This is a genomic window from Rhodococcus sp. 077-4, from assembly GCF_047782425.1.
Taxonomy (GTDB): domain Bacteria; phylum Actinomycetota; class Actinomycetes; order Mycobacteriales; family Mycobacteriaceae; genus Rhodococcoides.
On the sequence record NZ_JAJPWC010000001.1, the window covers coordinates 853989 to 870474 of the forward strand.

Genomic DNA, 16486 nt, shown 5'->3' on the forward strand with positions numbered 1-16486 from the left:
GGTACCTCCCGTCTCGTCACAGACTAGAACGCTCGGGGGCGTTACGCAGTAGACCTGTGCGGTCGTGGCATCCGAAGTACTCGAAGTACTGCTCGTCGGCTGCCGCGACGGTGACCTCGTGATAGAGCCGCAGCGAGGCCGCGGGCCCCATCGTGGACAGATACTTCAGCGCCGCACCGAAGATGGCCACGTGCGTCGGATGGGACTCGGCCCACGACTCCAGATCACCCAGACTGCGCCACCAACTCATGCCGAACGACTTGTCCGTATCTGTGCCGTGTTCGTCGACGACGGTCATGTATCGATTGGCGAAGCAGCCGATGTCCAGGCCGTCGTCTCGAAGGAAGTCCATCCCGGCACGGAGAACGGGCTCGACGTCGCGCAGATACATCTCTCGTTCGGAGCCCGCAGTGTCCGCCCAATCCTGTCCCGATCTGATGAGACAGATGTTGTGGTGGGGAACAACTGTGACTCTGTCGCCGTCGCGAATGAAATCCGGTTCCCCGTCCGAGGTGAGTGGGTCGTTCTGCGACAACGGGATTCGATCTCTGACTCCGCCCCAGTACGCGTGTTCCTCGATCTCTCCGCTGAGAGAATCCGTCAGCGTCGCAACACCTTCCATGCGTCCGGTGGAGGAGAACAGTGTTTCGTAGCGATCGACGGTCGGTCTGATGATCTCGACGAAGCGACCCCGGACGCTCGTCCAGTGCCGACCGACGGAACCGAACCATCGGTCGAAGGCGTCCGTATCGTCCCAGTAGCCGATGAACACCGTCGTGGCGATGCCTTCCTCGTCGGTGTATCGCGCCCGATCCTTGCGGGCCGGACCGTCCTCTCCCCACGGGATCGCGTCGGGGTGGCCTTGAATTCCGAAGTAGGCCATCACCACTCGCTCGGTCGAGACCGGAAAGCGAGCGACGTACGAAGGAAAGGGCGGTTGGTATGCCTCCGGTGTTCTCCGCGGACACGATCGGGGTTGGACGAGATGGGCGGGTACTGCCGATTCGAGTTCAGACACGGGCTGTGTCCTCGTCGCGAGCGAGTTGTTCGGCGATCTCCAGGCGCACCTCCGCGGCGACCTCCTCGGTGAAGTCGTAGCGCGCGTTCGTGGTGGGCCGGGCCCCCGAGACCACGCGGTCGCCGGGAGTCTTGTCGAGCCACAACCGCGTCACGTCTGGCCGAGAGTAGTGACCGGCAGGATCAGCGGCGGCTTTCGCGATGGAGATCAGGCTGGTGTCGATATCGGCATAGACCAGGCCCTCGGCGTCGGGTGCCAGTGGTTCGTGCATCAGTTGACCATCCGGGGCGAAGATGCGGGCGTGGCCACCCCCAGCGGTGAGCATGGCGCGCTTGGCGTCGTCGGTGCACATGATCTCGACCATCTCGGGCGATACCGTCGCGCACGGGCTGATGACGAAACACCCGCCCTCGACGGCGTAGATGCGGCTGGCCGCGGTATTGACCTCGGGTCCCAGGGCGTACGCCGCGCCGGTGTAGAGAGAGAAACTCGGCCACGCACCGACGTGGATTTGCTCGTTCTGGGCGTACATCGCGTACTTCGACAAGGGTTGCAGGTGCTCCCAGCAGCACAATGCGCCGACGCGTCCGAGATCGGTGTCGTAGACCGACAGATCGGAGCCGTCTCCCTCGCCGTACACGGTGCGTTCGACGTGGGTCGGCTTGAGCTTGCGGCGCATGGCGACGGTCTTTCCCTCCGCATCGATGATCCACTGCGCGATGTACAGGCTGGCCTTGTAGCGTTCGCTCAGACCCACCACCACCATGATGGAGTTGTCTTGGGCCGCCTTGGTGATTCGGTCGGCCTGGGGTGTCCCGTACTCCAGCGAGTTGTCGAAATAGCGCTGCGTGAACTGAAACCCCCATGCCGGTGCGTCGAGCCAGATGTACCAGGGGTATCCGGGCAGATACGTCTCGGGAAAAGCGACGAGCTCGGCTCCGGCGCGTGCCGCGTCCTCGATGAGGCCGACGGCCTTGTCGATCGAGGCGTCGAGATCGAGAAATACCGGTGCGGCTTGAACGGCTGCCGCGCGAAATCGATGGTGTTCCATGGTGGGGCCTTTCGGTGGGGAGTGCCCTAGTTTTGCCTGCTGAGAGCGCTTCGGATGGCCTCGAAGTGTCGGAAAAATTGACTCTCCGTCGCAGCCGAGGCTTGCGAAACACAGCCGAAACCGAAACCGGTCACCTCGACACACGATCGTCATCGCCGGCCGCTCGGCCGCGGTCGATCAGTGGTGCGCATCTGCCGCACAATGTGTGCGCGATCACACAAGACCTTCGTGCCTGTTCGGGCGCAGTCTGGAGCAGACATGCGAGAGGTGCCTGCGTCGGCATCGGAAGAGAGAGCGAAAAACATGACTGCACTTCAGGAATCGGCGGCCCCGTCGCTGCCCGCGAACACCGCCACCGAGCTCTACATCGCAGGGCAGTGGCACGGCGCGTCCGACGGAGGAACCTTCACCGATGTCAACCCCACCACCGAGGAGCCGCTGGCCGAGGTCGCTGCGGCCACGGCATCGGACGTCGACGCTGCGGTGCGTGCTGCCCGTGCCCAGCTCGGCGGCGAATGGGGTGCAACGCCCGGCGCGGTCCGTGGACAGCTACTCAATCGAATTGCCGATCTGATCGAGCGCGACGGGGATCTGTTGGCACGGTTGGAGGCTCTCGATGTCGGCAAGCCGGTGGGTCAGCCGGCGATGCTCGACATTCCCAACGCTGCAGCCACGTTCCGGCACTTCGCCGGCTGGGCCGACAAGATCACCGGAAGCTCGATCCCCACGGCAGGCTACTTCGGGCAGCCGACGCACTCGTACACCGTGCGCGAGCCCGTCGGCGTCATCGGCATGATCGTCCCCTGGAACACCCCACTGATGATCGCCGCCTGGAAGCTCGCGCCCGCGCTGGCCGCGGGAAACACCGTTGTCGTCAAACCGCCGGAGGACGCTCCGCTGTCGATCCTGCATCTCGCTCGGCTGATCGACGAGGCGGGAATACCTGCCGGAGTCGTCAATGTCGTTGCCGGACTGGGAGAAGTGACCGGCGACGCGTTGGTCGGGCATCCTGACGTCGACAAGATCAGCTTCACCGGCAGCCCGCGCGTCGGCAAGCTCATCGCCAAGAAGGCTGCCGACACGTTCAAGCGAACGACGCTCGAGCTCGGCGGCAAGTCCCCGCAGATCATTCTCGGGGACGCGGACCTCGAGGCAGCGATCAACGGAACCGCGATGGGACTGTTCTTCAACCAGGGTCAGGTGTGCGCGGCCGGCACCCGAGTGTTGGTGCACCGCTCGCTGTACTCCCAGGTGGTCGACGGCCTGTCTGCCGCGGCGTCGGCTCAGGTGCTGGGCGACCCGTTCGATCCGTCGACGACGATGGGCGCACTGGTCAACGCGAAGCAGCGCGACAGCGTCCTGGGATACATTCAGGCCGGACGCGACGGCGGCGCGCGCGTAGCGGCCGGTGGTGGCCGCCCGGACGGGGCCGGATATTTCGTCGAGCCCACCATCTTCGCCGACGCGAACAACGACATGAAAATTGCGCAGGAGGAGATCTTCGGGCCCGTCGGCACGGTGATTCCGTTCGACACTCCGCAGGAGGCGATCACGATCGCCAACGGGACCGCCTACGGTCTCGCGGCCTCGATCTGGACCCGTGACGTGTCGAGGGCGCACACTCTGGCTGCGCAGGTCCGTTCCGGTGCGGTATGGGTGAACGGCTGGGCGGCAATCGATCCCGCCCTCCCGTGGGGTGGCATGAAATCGAGCGGCACCGGGCGAGAGTTGGGTTGGGCCGGCATCGAGGCCAATACCGAGGAGAAAGTCGTGACGATCGTTCTCTAGAGCTCACGCAGGTGAGCGGGAGTGGAGCCTGCGGAACGACCCAGGTGAACGGAACTTCGACCCCTGCTACGAATTTCCGCTCACCTGGGGTAACGCGGTGTTTACGGAAGAACGCGCGATTCGTAACGAACAGGTCGCAGAATTTAGTTCAACGGACGTAGAACAACGGCCGAACGGATCGGAAGGCGATGATGACGATGCCCGAGCCTTAGTTCCCAGCAGGGAGCCGCTACCGTAGGGCTGTGCCGAAGCTCGTGGATCACGACGAACGCCGCCGCGCGATCACCGCGGCAACCTGGCGTTTGATCGCTGCCAAGGGGATCGATGCCGCGAACATGCGGGACATCGCGACCGAGGCTGGATACACGAACGGTGCGCTGAGCCACTACTTCGCGGGCAAGGACGAGATTCTCCGAACCGCATTCGAGCACGTCTTCGAGGCAACGAACCGCCGTATCGACGAAGCCCTCGGCGACGCAACGGGATTCGATGCCCTCCGCATCTTCTGTCGAGAGGTCATGCCGACAACCGAGGAGACACTGCTCGAGGCGAGAATCGCAGTCTCGCTCTGGCAGCGCGCAATGTACGACGAGCACATGGACGACACGAACCATCGATCCCTGGTGTCGTGGCGGGCGCGGATGGCGGAGTTTCTCGAGCAGGCTCGCGCGGAAGGCGACGCCGGCGACTTCGACGTCGAGCTTGCCGTCGAAATGTTGCTCAACATGATGATGGGCATGCAGATCCTCGGCGTGCTCACCCCCGATGACACCACTGCCGACCGGCAGTTCGAGATGCTCGACCGGTTCATAGCTCAGCTGTAACCACCCTGTGTGCGGGCGACTCGCACTCTTCCGCATGCCTTCGTTATTCAACGACTGTAGAACCAACACCCGACCCCGAGGAACACTCATGCCAACCCTCACACCCCACGCAATCGACCACGCCTTGTCGTTACCCACCGAAGATGAGATCGCCCAGGTTCGAGACATCGTCGACGCCGCCGGATTCGTCACCGCCGCAACCAGGTTCGTCTACGTCGGACTGGACGAACCGGAGAAGGCAGAGCTGTATGTCGCCGAACCGCCCACCCGACGCACCTTCCGGGTGCTGTTGCACGAGATCTCGACACCCGATGCCGTCGACCTTCTCGTCTCCCTCGACGAGCGTCAGGTGATCGGCTCCACTCGACTCGACGCCATCCGTGACGGTCAGATGCCGGTACTCGACGAGGAATTCGAGCTCGTCGAGAGCGTGCTCTCCACCGACCCGGACTGGCTCGCTGCGCTGGCCACACGCGGACTGGACGTAGCCGACGTTCGGGTGGCACCCCTGTCGGCAGGCGTTTTCGACTACCCGGGCGAACACGGTCGACGCATACTGCGCGGCTTGGCCTTTCGGCAGGACCACCCCGCCGATCACGCGTGGGCCCATCCCATCGACGGGCTGGTCGCCTTCGTCGACGTGATGAAACGGACGGTGGACAAGGTTGTCGACCTGGGTGTGGTTCCCATCCCGGAGGAGTCGGGCAACTTCGACGATCTGTCCGTCACCGGCCCGCTGCGCACCACGCAGAAACCGATCGAGATCACCCAACCCGATGGTCCGAGTTTCACGGTTGCAGGCAATCGCGTCGACTGGGAGAAGTGGTCGTTCCGAGTCGGCTTCGATGTGCGTGAAGGTCTGGTATTGCACCAGATCGGGTTCGAGGACGGCGGTACCGTCCGGCCGATCATTCATCGCGCTTCGATATCCGAAATGGTTGTCCCCTATGGTGATCCGTCGCCGGTGCGGTCATGGCAGAACTACTTCGACACCGGTGAGTATCTGGTGGGTCGGTACGCGAACTCACTCGAGCTCGGGTGCGACTGCGTCGGGGATATCACGTACTTCGACGCCGTGATCGCCGACGAATTCGGAAACCCCAAAACTCTGACCAACGCAGTGTGCATGCACGAGGAAGATTTCGGGGTGCTGTGGAAGCACACCGATCTGTGGGCCGGCTCGCAGGAGACCCGTCGCCAGCGCCGACTGGTGATTTCCTTCTTCACCACCATCGGCAACTACGACTACGGCTTCTTCTGGTACCTCTACCTCGACGGCACCATCGAATTCGAGGTCAAGGCAACCGGAATCGTGTTCACCTCCGGGCATCCCGGTGGGGACTACCCGTACGCAACGGAGCTTGCCCCGGGACTCGGAGCGCCGTGCCACCAGCACCTGTTCAGCGCGCGACTCGACATGATGATCGACGGCATCGGCAACTCCGTCGAGGAGATCGAGACCCGCCGAGTGCCGATGGGGCCGGACAACCTGCACGGCAATGCCTTTGCCCTGCAACACACACCACTCACCACGGAATCCGAGGCGCAACGCATCGCCGACGGCACGGTGGGCCGCGTCTGGCACGTCACCAATCCCACCTCGCTGAGCCGGCTCGGAAGGCCCGTCGGATACACGCTGCACCCCGAGGGGCAGCCCCTGCTTCTGGCCGACGACAATTCGTCGATCGCGCGACGCGCCACCTTCGCCACCAAGCATCTCTGGGTGACGCAGTTCGACCGGAACGAACGTTATGCCGCGGGCGATTTCGTCAACCAGCACCATGGTGGAGCCGGTCTGCCGGCGTTCGTCGCGGCCGACCGCAGTCTCGTCGACGAGGACATCGTGCTGTGGCACACCTTCGGGCTCACCCACTTCCCGAGACCCGAGGACTGGCCGATCATGCCGGTGGACTACACCGGCTTCAAGCTCAAGCCTGCAGGATTCTTCGATCGCAACCCGACACTCGATGTGCCGAGAACGACGTCGACGCACTGCGCCTCCTCCAGCTGCGAGAGCGGTGAGCAGAATGTCTGAGCGCCAATCGAATTCGACGGCAGGCGCGCTACGCGGCTCCATCGGCGTCGTCGGGATCGTGTTTCTGGTCATCGCCGCTGCAGCGCCGCTGACCGCCATCGGTGGGGCGCTGCCGGTCATGATCGCGACCGGCAACGGAGCGGGCGCACCGCTCGCCTACATCGTCGCGGCGATCGTCCTGCTGATCTTCAGCGTCGGGTACGCGGCCATGAGCCGACATATGGTCGACACCGGCGCGTTCTACGCCTACGTGGAAAAGGGGCTCGGGAGAACCATGGGCCTCGGCGCCGCGGGTCTGGCGCTGCTGACGTACACCGCCATTCAGGCGGGCATCTACGGCCTCGCCGCATCGACCGTCGACAGCCTGGTCGTGAAGTACGGCGGACCCGACCTGCCGTGGTGGCTGTGGGCGCTCGGTCTCGTCGCGATCGTGGCGCTGCTCGGCTACCGCAGCATCGATCTCGGTGCCAAGGTGCTCGGGGTGCTGCTGGTGCTCGAGATCGGCATCATCGTGATCCTGTCGGTCGCGGTGTTCGCCAAGGGCGGTGCCGCGGGCATCGATGTCGAATCGTTCACTCCCTCGGCCTTCTTCAGCGGATCGCCGGGAATCGCCCTGATGTTCGCGATCGCGTCGTTCATCGGCTTCGAGGCCACCGCGATCTACGGCGAGGAGGCGCGTAACCCCACCCGGACCGTTCCGATCGCGACCTACGCCGCTGTCGTCACCATCGGACTGGTGTACGCGGTGTCGAGCTGGGCCGTGGTGCTCGCCTTCGGCAGTGCGTCCGTCGCTCAGGCCGCAGCCGACGACACGGCGGGATTGACCTTCGCCGCTGCCGCCCAGTACTTGGGCCCGATGTCGGCAGACATCATGGAAATCATGTTGGTCACCAGTCTCTTCGCCGCCTTGCTCGCGTTCCACAATGCGATCGGACGGTACGTATTCGCACTGGCCCGCAAGGGTGTCGCCCCGTCGATGTTGGCGCGCACCCACGCTCGGCACGGCTCTCCGCACATGGGATCGGTGTTCCAGACCGCATCGGCGACAGTGGTTCTCGTGGTTTTCGCAGCAGCAGGCGCAGACCCGGTGCTGGAACTGTTCACCTGGATGTCCGGTCTGGCCACCGTGAGCATCCTGGTACTGATGATCCTCACCGGCGGCGCGATCATCGCCTTCTTCCGTCGATCGACCGTGGATACGCGCATCTGGCACACCGTTGTCGCCCCGGCGCTCGGAACCGTGGGGTTGATGGCGATCCTCGGTCTCGTGTTGGACAACTTCACTCTGCTGATCGGTGGTTCCGGTGTGCTCGCTGCCCTGCTGTTGATCGTCGTCACTGTCTTCTTCGTCGGCGGTCTTCTCGTAGCTCGGCTGACCGGATCTCGCGCTCGGGACCTCGAGACGACGGGCTGACACCGATGGTCATGACGGTGCTGATGGCGCTGGGCGCGGTGGGTGCGGTGCTTCCGCTGATCGGACGCCGCAACCACACGGGGCGGGTGCGGTGGGCGCACCTCTGCATGGGCACCGTCATGGCCGCCATGGTGGCATTCGGCACGAATCCATCCGTGGTTCTGATATCGATATTCGCTCTGGTTGCGGCTGCCGTACATGTCACCGCACACCGTCCGAACAGAACGCGATCGATCCCGTGCGCTGTGGACCTGACCTGCATGGCAGTGCTGCTGATGATGCTGGCGCCCATGCACTCTCACTCGGAACCGCAGACGGCGACGCAACATCAGCACGGGACCGCGTCGGATCCGAGGATCGCCGCCGTCCTGCTCCTGATGGGGTGGATGGCCGTGACGATCCAGCTGCTGCGCAAGAACCCGCCCGGACGACGAGTGACCGCGGGTTCCGCACTGATGATCCTGGGAATGGCCCCGATGGTGCTCTGACGGAAGCGCAAGCGGTGCGCATCTGACCCAGAATGTGTGCGCGCAGCGACATGTTTGCCGTGTCGATTTCGGACACTGTTGTGGCGACGGTCACAACAGAAAGAAGAAGCGCATGTCGACGGATTACATCGTAGTGGGAGCAGGATCAGCTGGAAGCGTCATCGCCCGAAGGCTTCTCGATGCCGGGCACACCGTGCATGTCATCGAGGCCGGACCCGTCGATACCGATCCGGCGATTCATTCGCCGCAGGGCTGGCCGACGCTACTGGGAGGATCGCAGGACTGGGGGCTGTTCACCACGCCGCAGAAGCACGCCAACGACAGGCGGATCTTCTGGCCACGCGGACGCGTACTCGGTGGTAGCTCGTCTCTCAACGGAATGATCTACGTCCGAGGCCATTCGAGCGATTACGACGCGTGGGCGTCGGCAACAGGTGATGCCGGGTGGGCGTGGAAGAACGTACTGCCGCTGTTCAAGCGTTCGGAGTCGCACGAGCTCGGGGCCACCGAGTTCCACGGCGGCGACGGGCCGCTGCCGGTGTCGATCATGGGCACTCCGCATCCGCTGGCCGCAGCCTTCGTCGATGCGGCAGTCGAGCACGGCCACAAACTCATCGACGACTTCAACGCCGACGAGATGGTCGGCGCCGGCTACAACCACACCACCACGCGCGACGGCGAGCGGATGAGCGCATGGAAGAGCTTCGTCGGCCCGGTACTGGACAACCCCGATCTGACGGTCACCACCGGAGCGCTTGTGCACCGGGTGGTGCTCGAGGACGGTCGCGCCGTGGGAATCGAGTACGCACTCGGTGGTTCCACACCGCAGCGAACGTTCGCCGATCACGAGGTCATCCTGTGCGGCGGGGCTCTGGGGTCCCCGAAGGCACTGATGCTCAGTGGAATCGGGCCGTCGGGTCACCTCGAGAAGTTGGGCATCGAGACCGTCGTCGACCTTCCGGGCGTCGGCGAGAACCTGCACGACCACCTACTGCTGAGCAACATTTACGAGTCGCTCGAACCCCTCGCCGCCGGTACCAACAACCTGCTCGAGGCTCAGCTGTACGCGCGGAGCACCGGATGGGCCGGTGCCGCGCCGGATCTACAGCCGCTGTTCATGCACATTCCGTACCCGGCAGACGGATACCCGGTGCCCGAGAACGGCTACACCATCGCACCCGGCATCGTCGCTCCGCGCTCTCGCGGAACGTTGCGTCTGGCGTCCTCGGATCCGAGTGAACTGCCACTGGCAGATCCGAACATTCTGGCCGACCCCTACGACCTCGAAGCCATGGTCGACGCGGTGGAGATCTGTCGCGAGATCGGTGCATCCGACGCGTTCGCACCGTGGCGCAAGGCAGAGGTGGTTCCGGGACCGAGCGCGCGCACTCGGGACGACCTACGCGCCTACGTTCGACAGACTGCCGGTACTTATCACCACCAGGTCGGCACCTGCAAGATGGGAGCCGACTCGGACGCCGATGCCGTTGTCGGAGCAGACCTTCGGGTACGCGGCGTCGAAGGCCTGCGGGTCGCTGACGCGTCGATCATGCCCACGGTGCCGTCGGGCAACACCAATGCTCCGTCGATCATGGTCGGCGAGCGGGCCTCGGATCTGATCCTCGGGAAGTAATCTCGCAGATCGGGTGAGGGCGGACTACGCCCTCACCCGACGCGGTAGTGGCGCGGCGACACGCCGTACGTCTCTTTGAACAGCTTCGAGAAGTTCGAGGAGTCGACCAAACCGTTACGCGCACAGATTGTTCCGATGCTGTCCGCAGCGCAGCGTGGATCCCGGAGTTCGCGACGGCAACGGTCGAGTCGACGGGACCTGATCCAGCCCGCCACCGTGCGGCCGTCGGACTCGAACAATTTCTGCAGATACCGCGTCGAAATGTGCAGTCGCCCAGCAATGGAGGCGGTGGACAGAGCGGGATCGGACAGGTGGGTGTCGACGAGACTCTTGGCTTCGATCAACAGTGTCGAGCCCGGGGTCTCGTGTGGCGCGGCATCGTCGAGGGCGGCGCACAGTAGATCGAGCACGGCGTGTTCGAGCATCGGTGTGGTGGGCAGGGTGCCGTCGAACGCGGTGCGCCTCAGCGTGTGCAGAAACGGCGAGACCAACGCTCCGACACCGTGAGCACCCTCGATACGCCGGGCCGCAACAGCCGTCAGTTCTCGGGAGTCGATGCGTAGTTCGTCCCGCGGAAACATCACGACGAACATCTCGAAGTCTCCGGCGAAGTGCAGTTCGTACGGTGCACTGGTGTCGTACACCGCGAAGTCACCCGGATGCAGCACGGCCTCGCGGTCGTTCTGCACGATCGAGCCGCACCCTCCCAACTGCAGACCCACCTTGATCAGGCCCGGATCAGAACGCCGGATGGTCGCGCGCGTACGCCTGACGTCGACCTCGCGGCCGGTCACCTCACTCAGTTGCAACGCGCCCAGAGTCGAGGACACCAGCGTGCCCTCGAACGAGGAAGGCCCGGTCGACACAGCATCGAGCGGCACGAACGCCGTCGAGACGTTCTCGCGCCATTGCTCGAAATCCTGTGCCACCGGGCTCATGTCAAACGGAAGGTCGGTTGTCGATCAGACGGCGGGCTTTGCCGATGGACCGCTCGAGTGCGCCCGGAGTGACGACGTCGACCGCGACGCTGACGCCGATACGGTCCTTGACGAGCTTCTTCAACGTTGCCGCGGCTGTTCCATGCGTGTCGAGCGAGGCGTCGGGTCGGGCTTCGACGAGGACGGTCAGTGAGTCCATGCGTCCGGCGCGTTCGAGCACACACTGGAACTGTGGTGCCAGAGCGGGAACCGTCAGGATCAGCTCCTCGATCTGCGTCGGGAACAGATTGACTCCGCGCAGAATGATCATGTCGTCGGTACGGCCGGTGACCTTCTGCATCCGTCGCATCGTGCGGGCCGTGCCGGGCAGCAGCCGCGTGAGATCGCGGGTGCGGTAACGGATGATCGGCATCGCTTCCTTGGACAACGACGTGAACACCAGCTCACCCTCCTCGCCGTCGGGCAGGACTTCGCCGGTCACCGGGTCGATGACCTCCGGGTAGAAATGATCCTCCCAAATGTGGAGTCCGTCCTTGGTTTCGACGCATTCCATCGCAACGCCGGGTCCCATGACCTCGGACAGGCCGTAGATGTCGACGGCGTCCATGTCGAGGGTCTTCTCGATCTCCTTGCGCATCTCCTCGGTCCATGGCTCCGCGCCGAAGACTCCGGTCCGCAGTGACGTCTTCGCCGGATCGATACCCTTTTTGATCATCGCGTCGACGATCGTGAGCATGTACGACGGGGTGACCATGATGGCGTCGGGCTCGAAGTCCTCGATGAGCTGGATCTGCCGATCGGTCATGCCCCCGGACATCGGAATGACGGTGCAGCCCAATCGTTCTGCGCCGTAGTGCGCGCCCAGGCCGCCGGTGAACAGTCCGTAGCCGTAGGCCACGTGCACCTTGTCGGACGGCTTCACACCACCCGCGCGAAGGCTGCGCGCGATGAGATCCGCCCAGTTGCTGATGTCGTTCGCGGTGTACCCGACGACGGTCGGACGACCCGTGGTACCCGAGGACGCATGGATGCGCGACACCTTGTCCTGCGGCACAGCGAACATCCCGAAGGGATAGTTCTCTCGTAGGTCCTTCTTGGCGGTGAACGGGAACTTCGCCAGATCCGACAGATCCTCGAGATCGGTCGGGTGGACTCCTGCGTCGTCGAAGGCCTTCTTGTAGTGCGGCACATTGTCGTAAGCGTGCTGCAGCGACCATTGCAGGCGCTCGAGCTGCAGCGTCGCAATGCGGTCCCGAGAAGCGAACTCGATGTCGGGAGTATCTGTAGGGGCGGACAGCACACTGGTCATGATTGCTCTCTCGTGGTCTCAGGCGTCGAAGTCGACGGTGACGGTGTCGCTGACGGGGAACGTCTGGCAGGTGAGGACGAAGCCGGCGGCAACTTCGTTGTCTTCGAGTGCGTAGTTGCGACGCATGTCCACCTCGCCGAAGGTCACCTTCGCGCGGCAGGTGCCGCACACGCCTCCCTTGCAGGCGAACGGGAGATCGGAGCGCAGTTGCTCGGCCGAATCGAGAATCGACTCGTCCTGAGGCAGTGCACCTTTCACCTCGCGGCCGTCGAGGATGATCGTGACCTCACTGCTGGGCCCGGTGATGCCCGGCTCGCGGTGCTTCTCCTGGGGAGGAGGCACGTCGTCGACGTAGAACAGCTCGGCGTGGACGCTGCTCTTGGCCACGCCCAGGTCTGCCAGGACCTGCTGGGCATCGGTGACCATCCCGAACGGGCCGCACAGCCAGAAATGATCGATGTCCGGTGTCGCGATAACGGTGTCGAGGATCTCGCGGAGTCGTTCGGCGTCGAGCCTGCCGCTGAACAGTTCCACCTCGCGAGGCTCCCTGGACAGCACGTGAATGACGTCGAATCGGCTGCCGTACTGGTCTTTGAGGTCGGCGATCTCCTCGGCGAACATCACGGTCCGGGTCCGGCGATTGCCGTACAGCAGAACGACTTCGGCCTCCGGATTGGCGAGAACCGAGGACGCGATCGACAGCATGGGGGTGATGCCGGAACCGGCGGCGATGAGGACGTGCCTGCCGGCCGCGGCCGGGTCGGCGTGAAAGTTGCCGCTCGGTCCCTGGACGTCGATGCGGTCGCCTGCCTTGACCTCGTGAACGAGCCAGGAGGAGAACAAGCCGTCGGAGACCTCACGGACCCCGACGCGGGGACGCGCGCCCGCAGGCGCGCAGATGGAGTAGGAGCGACGGTGCTCGACGCCGTCGACGGTGCGGCTGAGCATCAGCGACTGGCCGGGGCGGAAGTCGAATTCCTCGCGCAGCTCGTCGGGCACATCGAACGTGACGGCCACGGCGTCGTCGCACAGCGATTCGACGTCGGCGACGGTCAACGTGTGAAAAGGCTTGTTCCGCAGATTCTTCTGCTCGGGCTCGGCAATGACGGTCATCAGATTTCCTTCACGTGGTCGAAGGGTTCGAGGCAGTCGTCGCACCGGTACTGTGCCTTGCACAGAGTGGCCCCGAACTCGGAGGTGAGTCGGGTGTTGGTGGAGCTGCACTGTGGGCAGATGAGCTGCCGCGGCTTGACCGTGAGGGTCAGCGGTACGGGACCGGAGGTGCGCGCCGGGGCCGGACCCGGTGTGGAGTATCCGGTGTCGCGGAGTTTGCGTAGGCCCTCCGCGGAGATCCAGTCGGTGCTCCAGGCCGGGGTCAAGCTGGTCACTATTTCGACGTCGGTGTAACCGTGGTCGTGAAGTTTGTGCTCGATGTCGTCACGCATGGTCGCCATGGCCGGGCAGCCCGAATACGTCGGGGTGATGGTGACGAGCACGCTGCCGTCCTCGCGGACGTCGACATCACGTAGGACACCGAGGTCGTCGAGGGTGAGCAGCGGCATCTCGGGATCCAGTACGGTGGCAGCGATCTCGCGTGCCGTTCGTTCCATCGTTGTCACCAGACTCCCTCCGGATGTGCCCTCGCCACGACCTGCATCTCGGCGATCAGTGGCCCGAACGCTTCGGTGTGGATGCCTCGCCTGCCACCGCGGCCGCCGATGGTACCGACGGACTTGCCCTCGGGCGCTTCGAGCTCTGCGGCGTGAAGCACCTGTGCCAGAACGGAATCGAACTCCTCGCGGACATCACGGGGGTCGACGGCGACACCGACCTTCGCGAGTGCGATCTCCTCGTCCGTGGGGAGAAACAGTTCGGAGACGTACGGCCAGATGCGCGTCACGGCGTCACGAGCGCGTCGCTTCGATTCGTCGGTTCCGCAACCCAGGGTGACGACCCATCGCGCCGCGTAATCGCGGTGGTAAGTCAACTCTTTGACGCCCTTGTTCGCAACGGCAGCCAGGACCGGGTCGCGCGAGTCCTGCAAACGTGTGAAGACGGCGAGACGCCACGTCGAGAACACCAGCAGACGAACCTGGGATTTCGCGAAGTCGCCGTTGTCGAGCTCGGTGAGCCGCACGTTGCGGAAGTCCGCCTCGTCGCGAAAGAACGCCAGGGCATCCTCCGCGGGTGCAGGGGACGTCTCCGAGATGACCGGCACCACCGTCGGGTCGGCCTTTGCGGCGCGGGCCAGTAGCAACCGGGCCTGGCCGAGGAGGTCGAGACCGACGTTGGCCAGAGCGACTTCCTCTTCGAGTTCGGGTGCGCGAGTGCTCCACTCGGCGAGGCGCTGCGAGCTGATCAGCGCGTCGTCGCCGAGCATGAGGCAGTACGCGGCAAGGGCTTTCAGGTCGACGTCGTCGGGGACGGTGGTGTCGACGCCGGCGAGCGGGTCGTCGAAACTCGTTCCGAATGCCCACTGCCCGTGCGAATCCTCGTCGACGAGGCCCTCGTAGGCGTTGTCGTGATCAGTCATGAGTGCTTGTCCTCGAATGAATGGTGGTGCAGCGGAGTGGGTCTCACATGTGGGGAACGTTGTCGGGGATCTCGTAGAACGTCGGGTGGCGGTACACCTTGTCGCCACTCGGCGCGAAGAACGGATCCTTCTCCGACGGCGACGACGCGACGATCGAGTTGGACGGAACCACCCAGATGCTCACACCCTCGTTGCGACGGGTGTAGACGTCGCGAGCGTGCCGCAGGGCCATGTGGTCGTCGGCGGCGTGCAGCGATCCGACGTGCACGTGGTTCAGGCCGCGCTTGCCGCGCAGGAAGACCTCGTACAGTGGCCAATCAGCCTTGACTGCTTCTCTTTTCGGCTCGACCGGAACACCCTCTGTGGGAACCGCTCCGTGGCCGCCCTCGGCGGTGAACTCACTCATGATGCTGCGTTCCTTTCGGCGAATGCGGTGGCGGCGTCACGGACCCAGGCACCGCCGTCGTGCGCTGCCCGACGGCTCGCGATGCGCTCGACGTTGGAGGCACCGTTGCCCTTGATCACCTGCATGAACTCGGACCAGTCGGGCTCGCCGAAATCGTGCGACTTGCGCTCTTCGTTCCACTTCAGATCCGGGTCCGGGAACGTGACGCCCAGTGCCTTCGCCTGCGGAATCGACATGTCGACGAAGCGTTGGCGCAGTTCGTCATTGGTGTGGCGCTTGATGCCCCACTTCATGGACTGCTCGGTGTTGGGGGACTCGTCGTCCGGCGGGCCGAACATCATCAGTGCAGGCCACCACCAGCGATTCACCGATTCCTGAACCATCGCGCGCTGTTCGTCGGTGCCGCGCATCATCGTCGCGAGCAGTTCGTAACCCTGGCGCTGGTGGAAGGACTCCTCCTTGCAGACGCGGATCATCGCGCGCGCGTACGGACCGAAGCTGCTGCGGCACAGGGGAACCTGGTTGCAGATCGCTGCGCCGTCGACGAGCCAGCCGATGGTGCCCACGTCGGCATACGTCAGGGTGGGGTAGTTGAAGATCGAGGAGTACTTCTGCTTGCCCTCGATGAGCTTGACCGTCAGGTCGGCGCGGTCCGCTCCCAGGGTTTCGGCCGCGGAGTAGAGATAGAGGCCGTGGCCGGCCTCGTCCTGGACCTTGGCCATCAGGATCGCCTTGCGGCGCAGCGACGGCGCGCGGGTGAGCCAGTTGCCCTCCGGCTGCATTCCGATGATCTCGGAGTGCGCGTGCTGGGCGATTTGTCGAATGAGCGACTTGCGATAGCCGTCGGGCATCCAGTCACGGGGCTCGACGCGCTGCTCGTGGGCAATGGTCTCGTCGAACCCGTCCTGCAGCGATTCGGCGGACAGGGTGTTTGACGTGGTCATAAGTCCTACTTTCATTACCGAATGATCGGTTGGTAACCAGTATGCATCGAAGTGACCCCCGGCACAAGTGCGGCTTCGCCGCAGTGGTGCGGTTAAGTGCCTCAG

15 protein-coding genes are annotated in these 16486 nt (G+C 64.3%); 6 read left to right on the forward strand and 9 right to left on the reverse strand.

All coding sequences use genetic code 11. The features are described 5' to 3' along the window. Positions 1 to 16: 16 nt before the first annotated feature. Both ACNEOT_RS04170 and ACNEOT_RS04175 read right to left on the reverse strand, forming a co-directional pair. Entirely contained in the window at positions 17 to 1018 is a 1002-nt protein-coding gene (locus ACNEOT_RS04170) for a phenylacetaldoxime dehydratase family protein (protein WP_415972371.1), read from the reverse strand. Next, positions 1011 to 2069 carry a carbon-nitrogen hydrolase family protein gene (locus ACNEOT_RS04175; protein WP_415972372.1) on the reverse strand — a complete coding sequence of 353 codons (1059 nt, stop codon included), beginning with the start codon at positions 2067 to 2069 and terminating at the stop codon, positions 1011 to 1013. Before ACNEOT_RS04175 ends, ACNEOT_RS04170 begins: the two co-directional genes overlap by 8 nt. Before the next feature lie 303 nt (positions 2070 to 2372). Here ACNEOT_RS04175 and styD point away from each other — a divergent pair, with 303 nt between their 5' ends. The 6 genes from styD to ACNEOT_RS04205 all read left to right on the forward strand — a co-directional run bounded on the left by styD (position 2373) and on the right by ACNEOT_RS04205 (position 10251). Further along, positions 2373 to 3857: a phenylacetaldehyde dehydrogenase StyD gene (gene styD, locus ACNEOT_RS04180; protein ID WP_415972374.1), complete on the forward strand. Its 1485-nt coding sequence runs from the start codon at positions 2373 to 2375 to the stop codon at positions 3855 to 3857. Between the two features lie 254 nt (positions 3858 to 4111). Next, the gene (locus ACNEOT_RS04185; RefSeq protein WP_415973645.1) at positions 4112 to 4681 is read left to right on the forward strand and encodes a TetR/AcrR family transcriptional regulator; all 570 of its coding nucleotides are present in this window, start codon (positions 4112 to 4114) and stop codon (positions 4679 to 4681) included. An 88-nt stretch (positions 4682 to 4769) separates the two neighbouring features. Next, positions 4770 to 6716, forward strand: a complete 1947-nt coding sequence (locus ACNEOT_RS04190) for a primary-amine oxidase (protein ID WP_415972375.1) — start codon at positions 4770 to 4772, stop codon at positions 6714 to 6716. Next, on the forward strand, positions 6709 to 8130 hold the full coding sequence (locus tag ACNEOT_RS04195; RefSeq protein ID WP_415972377.1) for an APC family permease: 1422 nt from the start codon (positions 6709 to 6711) through the stop codon (positions 8128 to 8130). Before ACNEOT_RS04190 ends, ACNEOT_RS04195 begins: the two co-directional genes overlap by 8 nt. Positions 8131 to 8141: 11 nt before the next feature. Then, positions 8142 to 8618, forward strand: a complete 477-nt coding sequence (locus ACNEOT_RS04200) for a DUF5134 domain-containing protein (RefSeq protein WP_415972378.1) — start codon at positions 8142 to 8144, stop codon at positions 8616 to 8618. Positions 8619 to 8730: 112 nt separating this feature from the next. After that, complete coding sequence (locus ACNEOT_RS04205; protein WP_415972379.1) at positions 8731 to 10251, forward strand: GMC family oxidoreductase; 1521 nt, start codon at positions 8731 to 8733, stop codon at positions 10249 to 10251. A gap of 32 nt (positions 10252 to 10283) precedes the next feature. On the opposite strand, the gene ACNEOT_RS04210 is transcribed toward ACNEOT_RS04205, so the two are convergent. Genes ACNEOT_RS04210 through paaA form a run of 7 tightly spaced genes read right to left on the reverse strand, consistent with a single transcriptional unit; the run spans position 10284 to position 16381 of the window. Beyond that, positions 10284 to 11189, reverse strand: coding sequence for a helix-turn-helix domain-containing protein (locus ACNEOT_RS04210; protein WP_415972381.1), 906 nt, complete (start codon positions 11187 to 11189; stop codon positions 10284 to 10286). Between the two features lies 1 nt (position 11190). Further along, positions 11191 to 12498: a phenylacetate--CoA ligase PaaK gene (paaK, locus tag ACNEOT_RS04215; RefSeq protein WP_415972383.1), complete on the reverse strand. Its 1308-nt coding sequence runs from the start codon at positions 12496 to 12498 to the stop codon at positions 11191 to 11193. An 18-nt stretch (positions 12499 to 12516) separates the two neighbouring features. After that, positions 12517 to 13611, reverse strand: coding sequence for a 1,2-phenylacetyl-CoA epoxidase subunit PaaE (gene paaE / locus ACNEOT_RS04220; RefSeq protein WP_415972385.1), 1095 nt, complete (start codon positions 13609 to 13611; stop codon positions 12517 to 12519). Then, the gene (gene paaD, locus ACNEOT_RS04225; RefSeq protein WP_415973646.1) at positions 13611 to 14108 is read right to left on the reverse strand and encodes a 1,2-phenylacetyl-CoA epoxidase subunit PaaD; all 498 of its coding nucleotides are present in this window, start codon (positions 14106 to 14108) and stop codon (positions 13611 to 13613) included. The genes paaE and paaD overlap by 1 nt, the downstream gene beginning before the upstream one ends. A 5-nt stretch (positions 14109 to 14113) precedes the next feature. Then, positions 14114 to 15031 carry a 1,2-phenylacetyl-CoA epoxidase subunit PaaC gene (gene paaC / locus ACNEOT_RS04230; RefSeq protein ID WP_415972387.1) on the reverse strand — a complete coding sequence of 306 codons (918 nt, stop codon included), beginning with the start codon at positions 15029 to 15031 and terminating at the stop codon, positions 14114 to 14116. 43 nt (positions 15032 to 15074) lie between these two features. Then, complete coding sequence (gene paaB / locus ACNEOT_RS04235; protein WP_032379886.1) at positions 15075 to 15437, reverse strand: 1,2-phenylacetyl-CoA epoxidase subunit PaaB; 363 nt, start codon at positions 15435 to 15437, stop codon at positions 15075 to 15077. Next, positions 15434 to 16381: a 1,2-phenylacetyl-CoA epoxidase subunit PaaA gene (gene paaA, locus ACNEOT_RS04240; protein ID WP_415972389.1), complete on the reverse strand. Its 948-nt coding sequence runs from the start codon at positions 16379 to 16381 to the stop codon at positions 15434 to 15436. The genes paaB and paaA overlap by 4 nt, the downstream gene beginning before the upstream one ends. Positions 16382 to 16486: the final 105 nt, after the last annotated feature.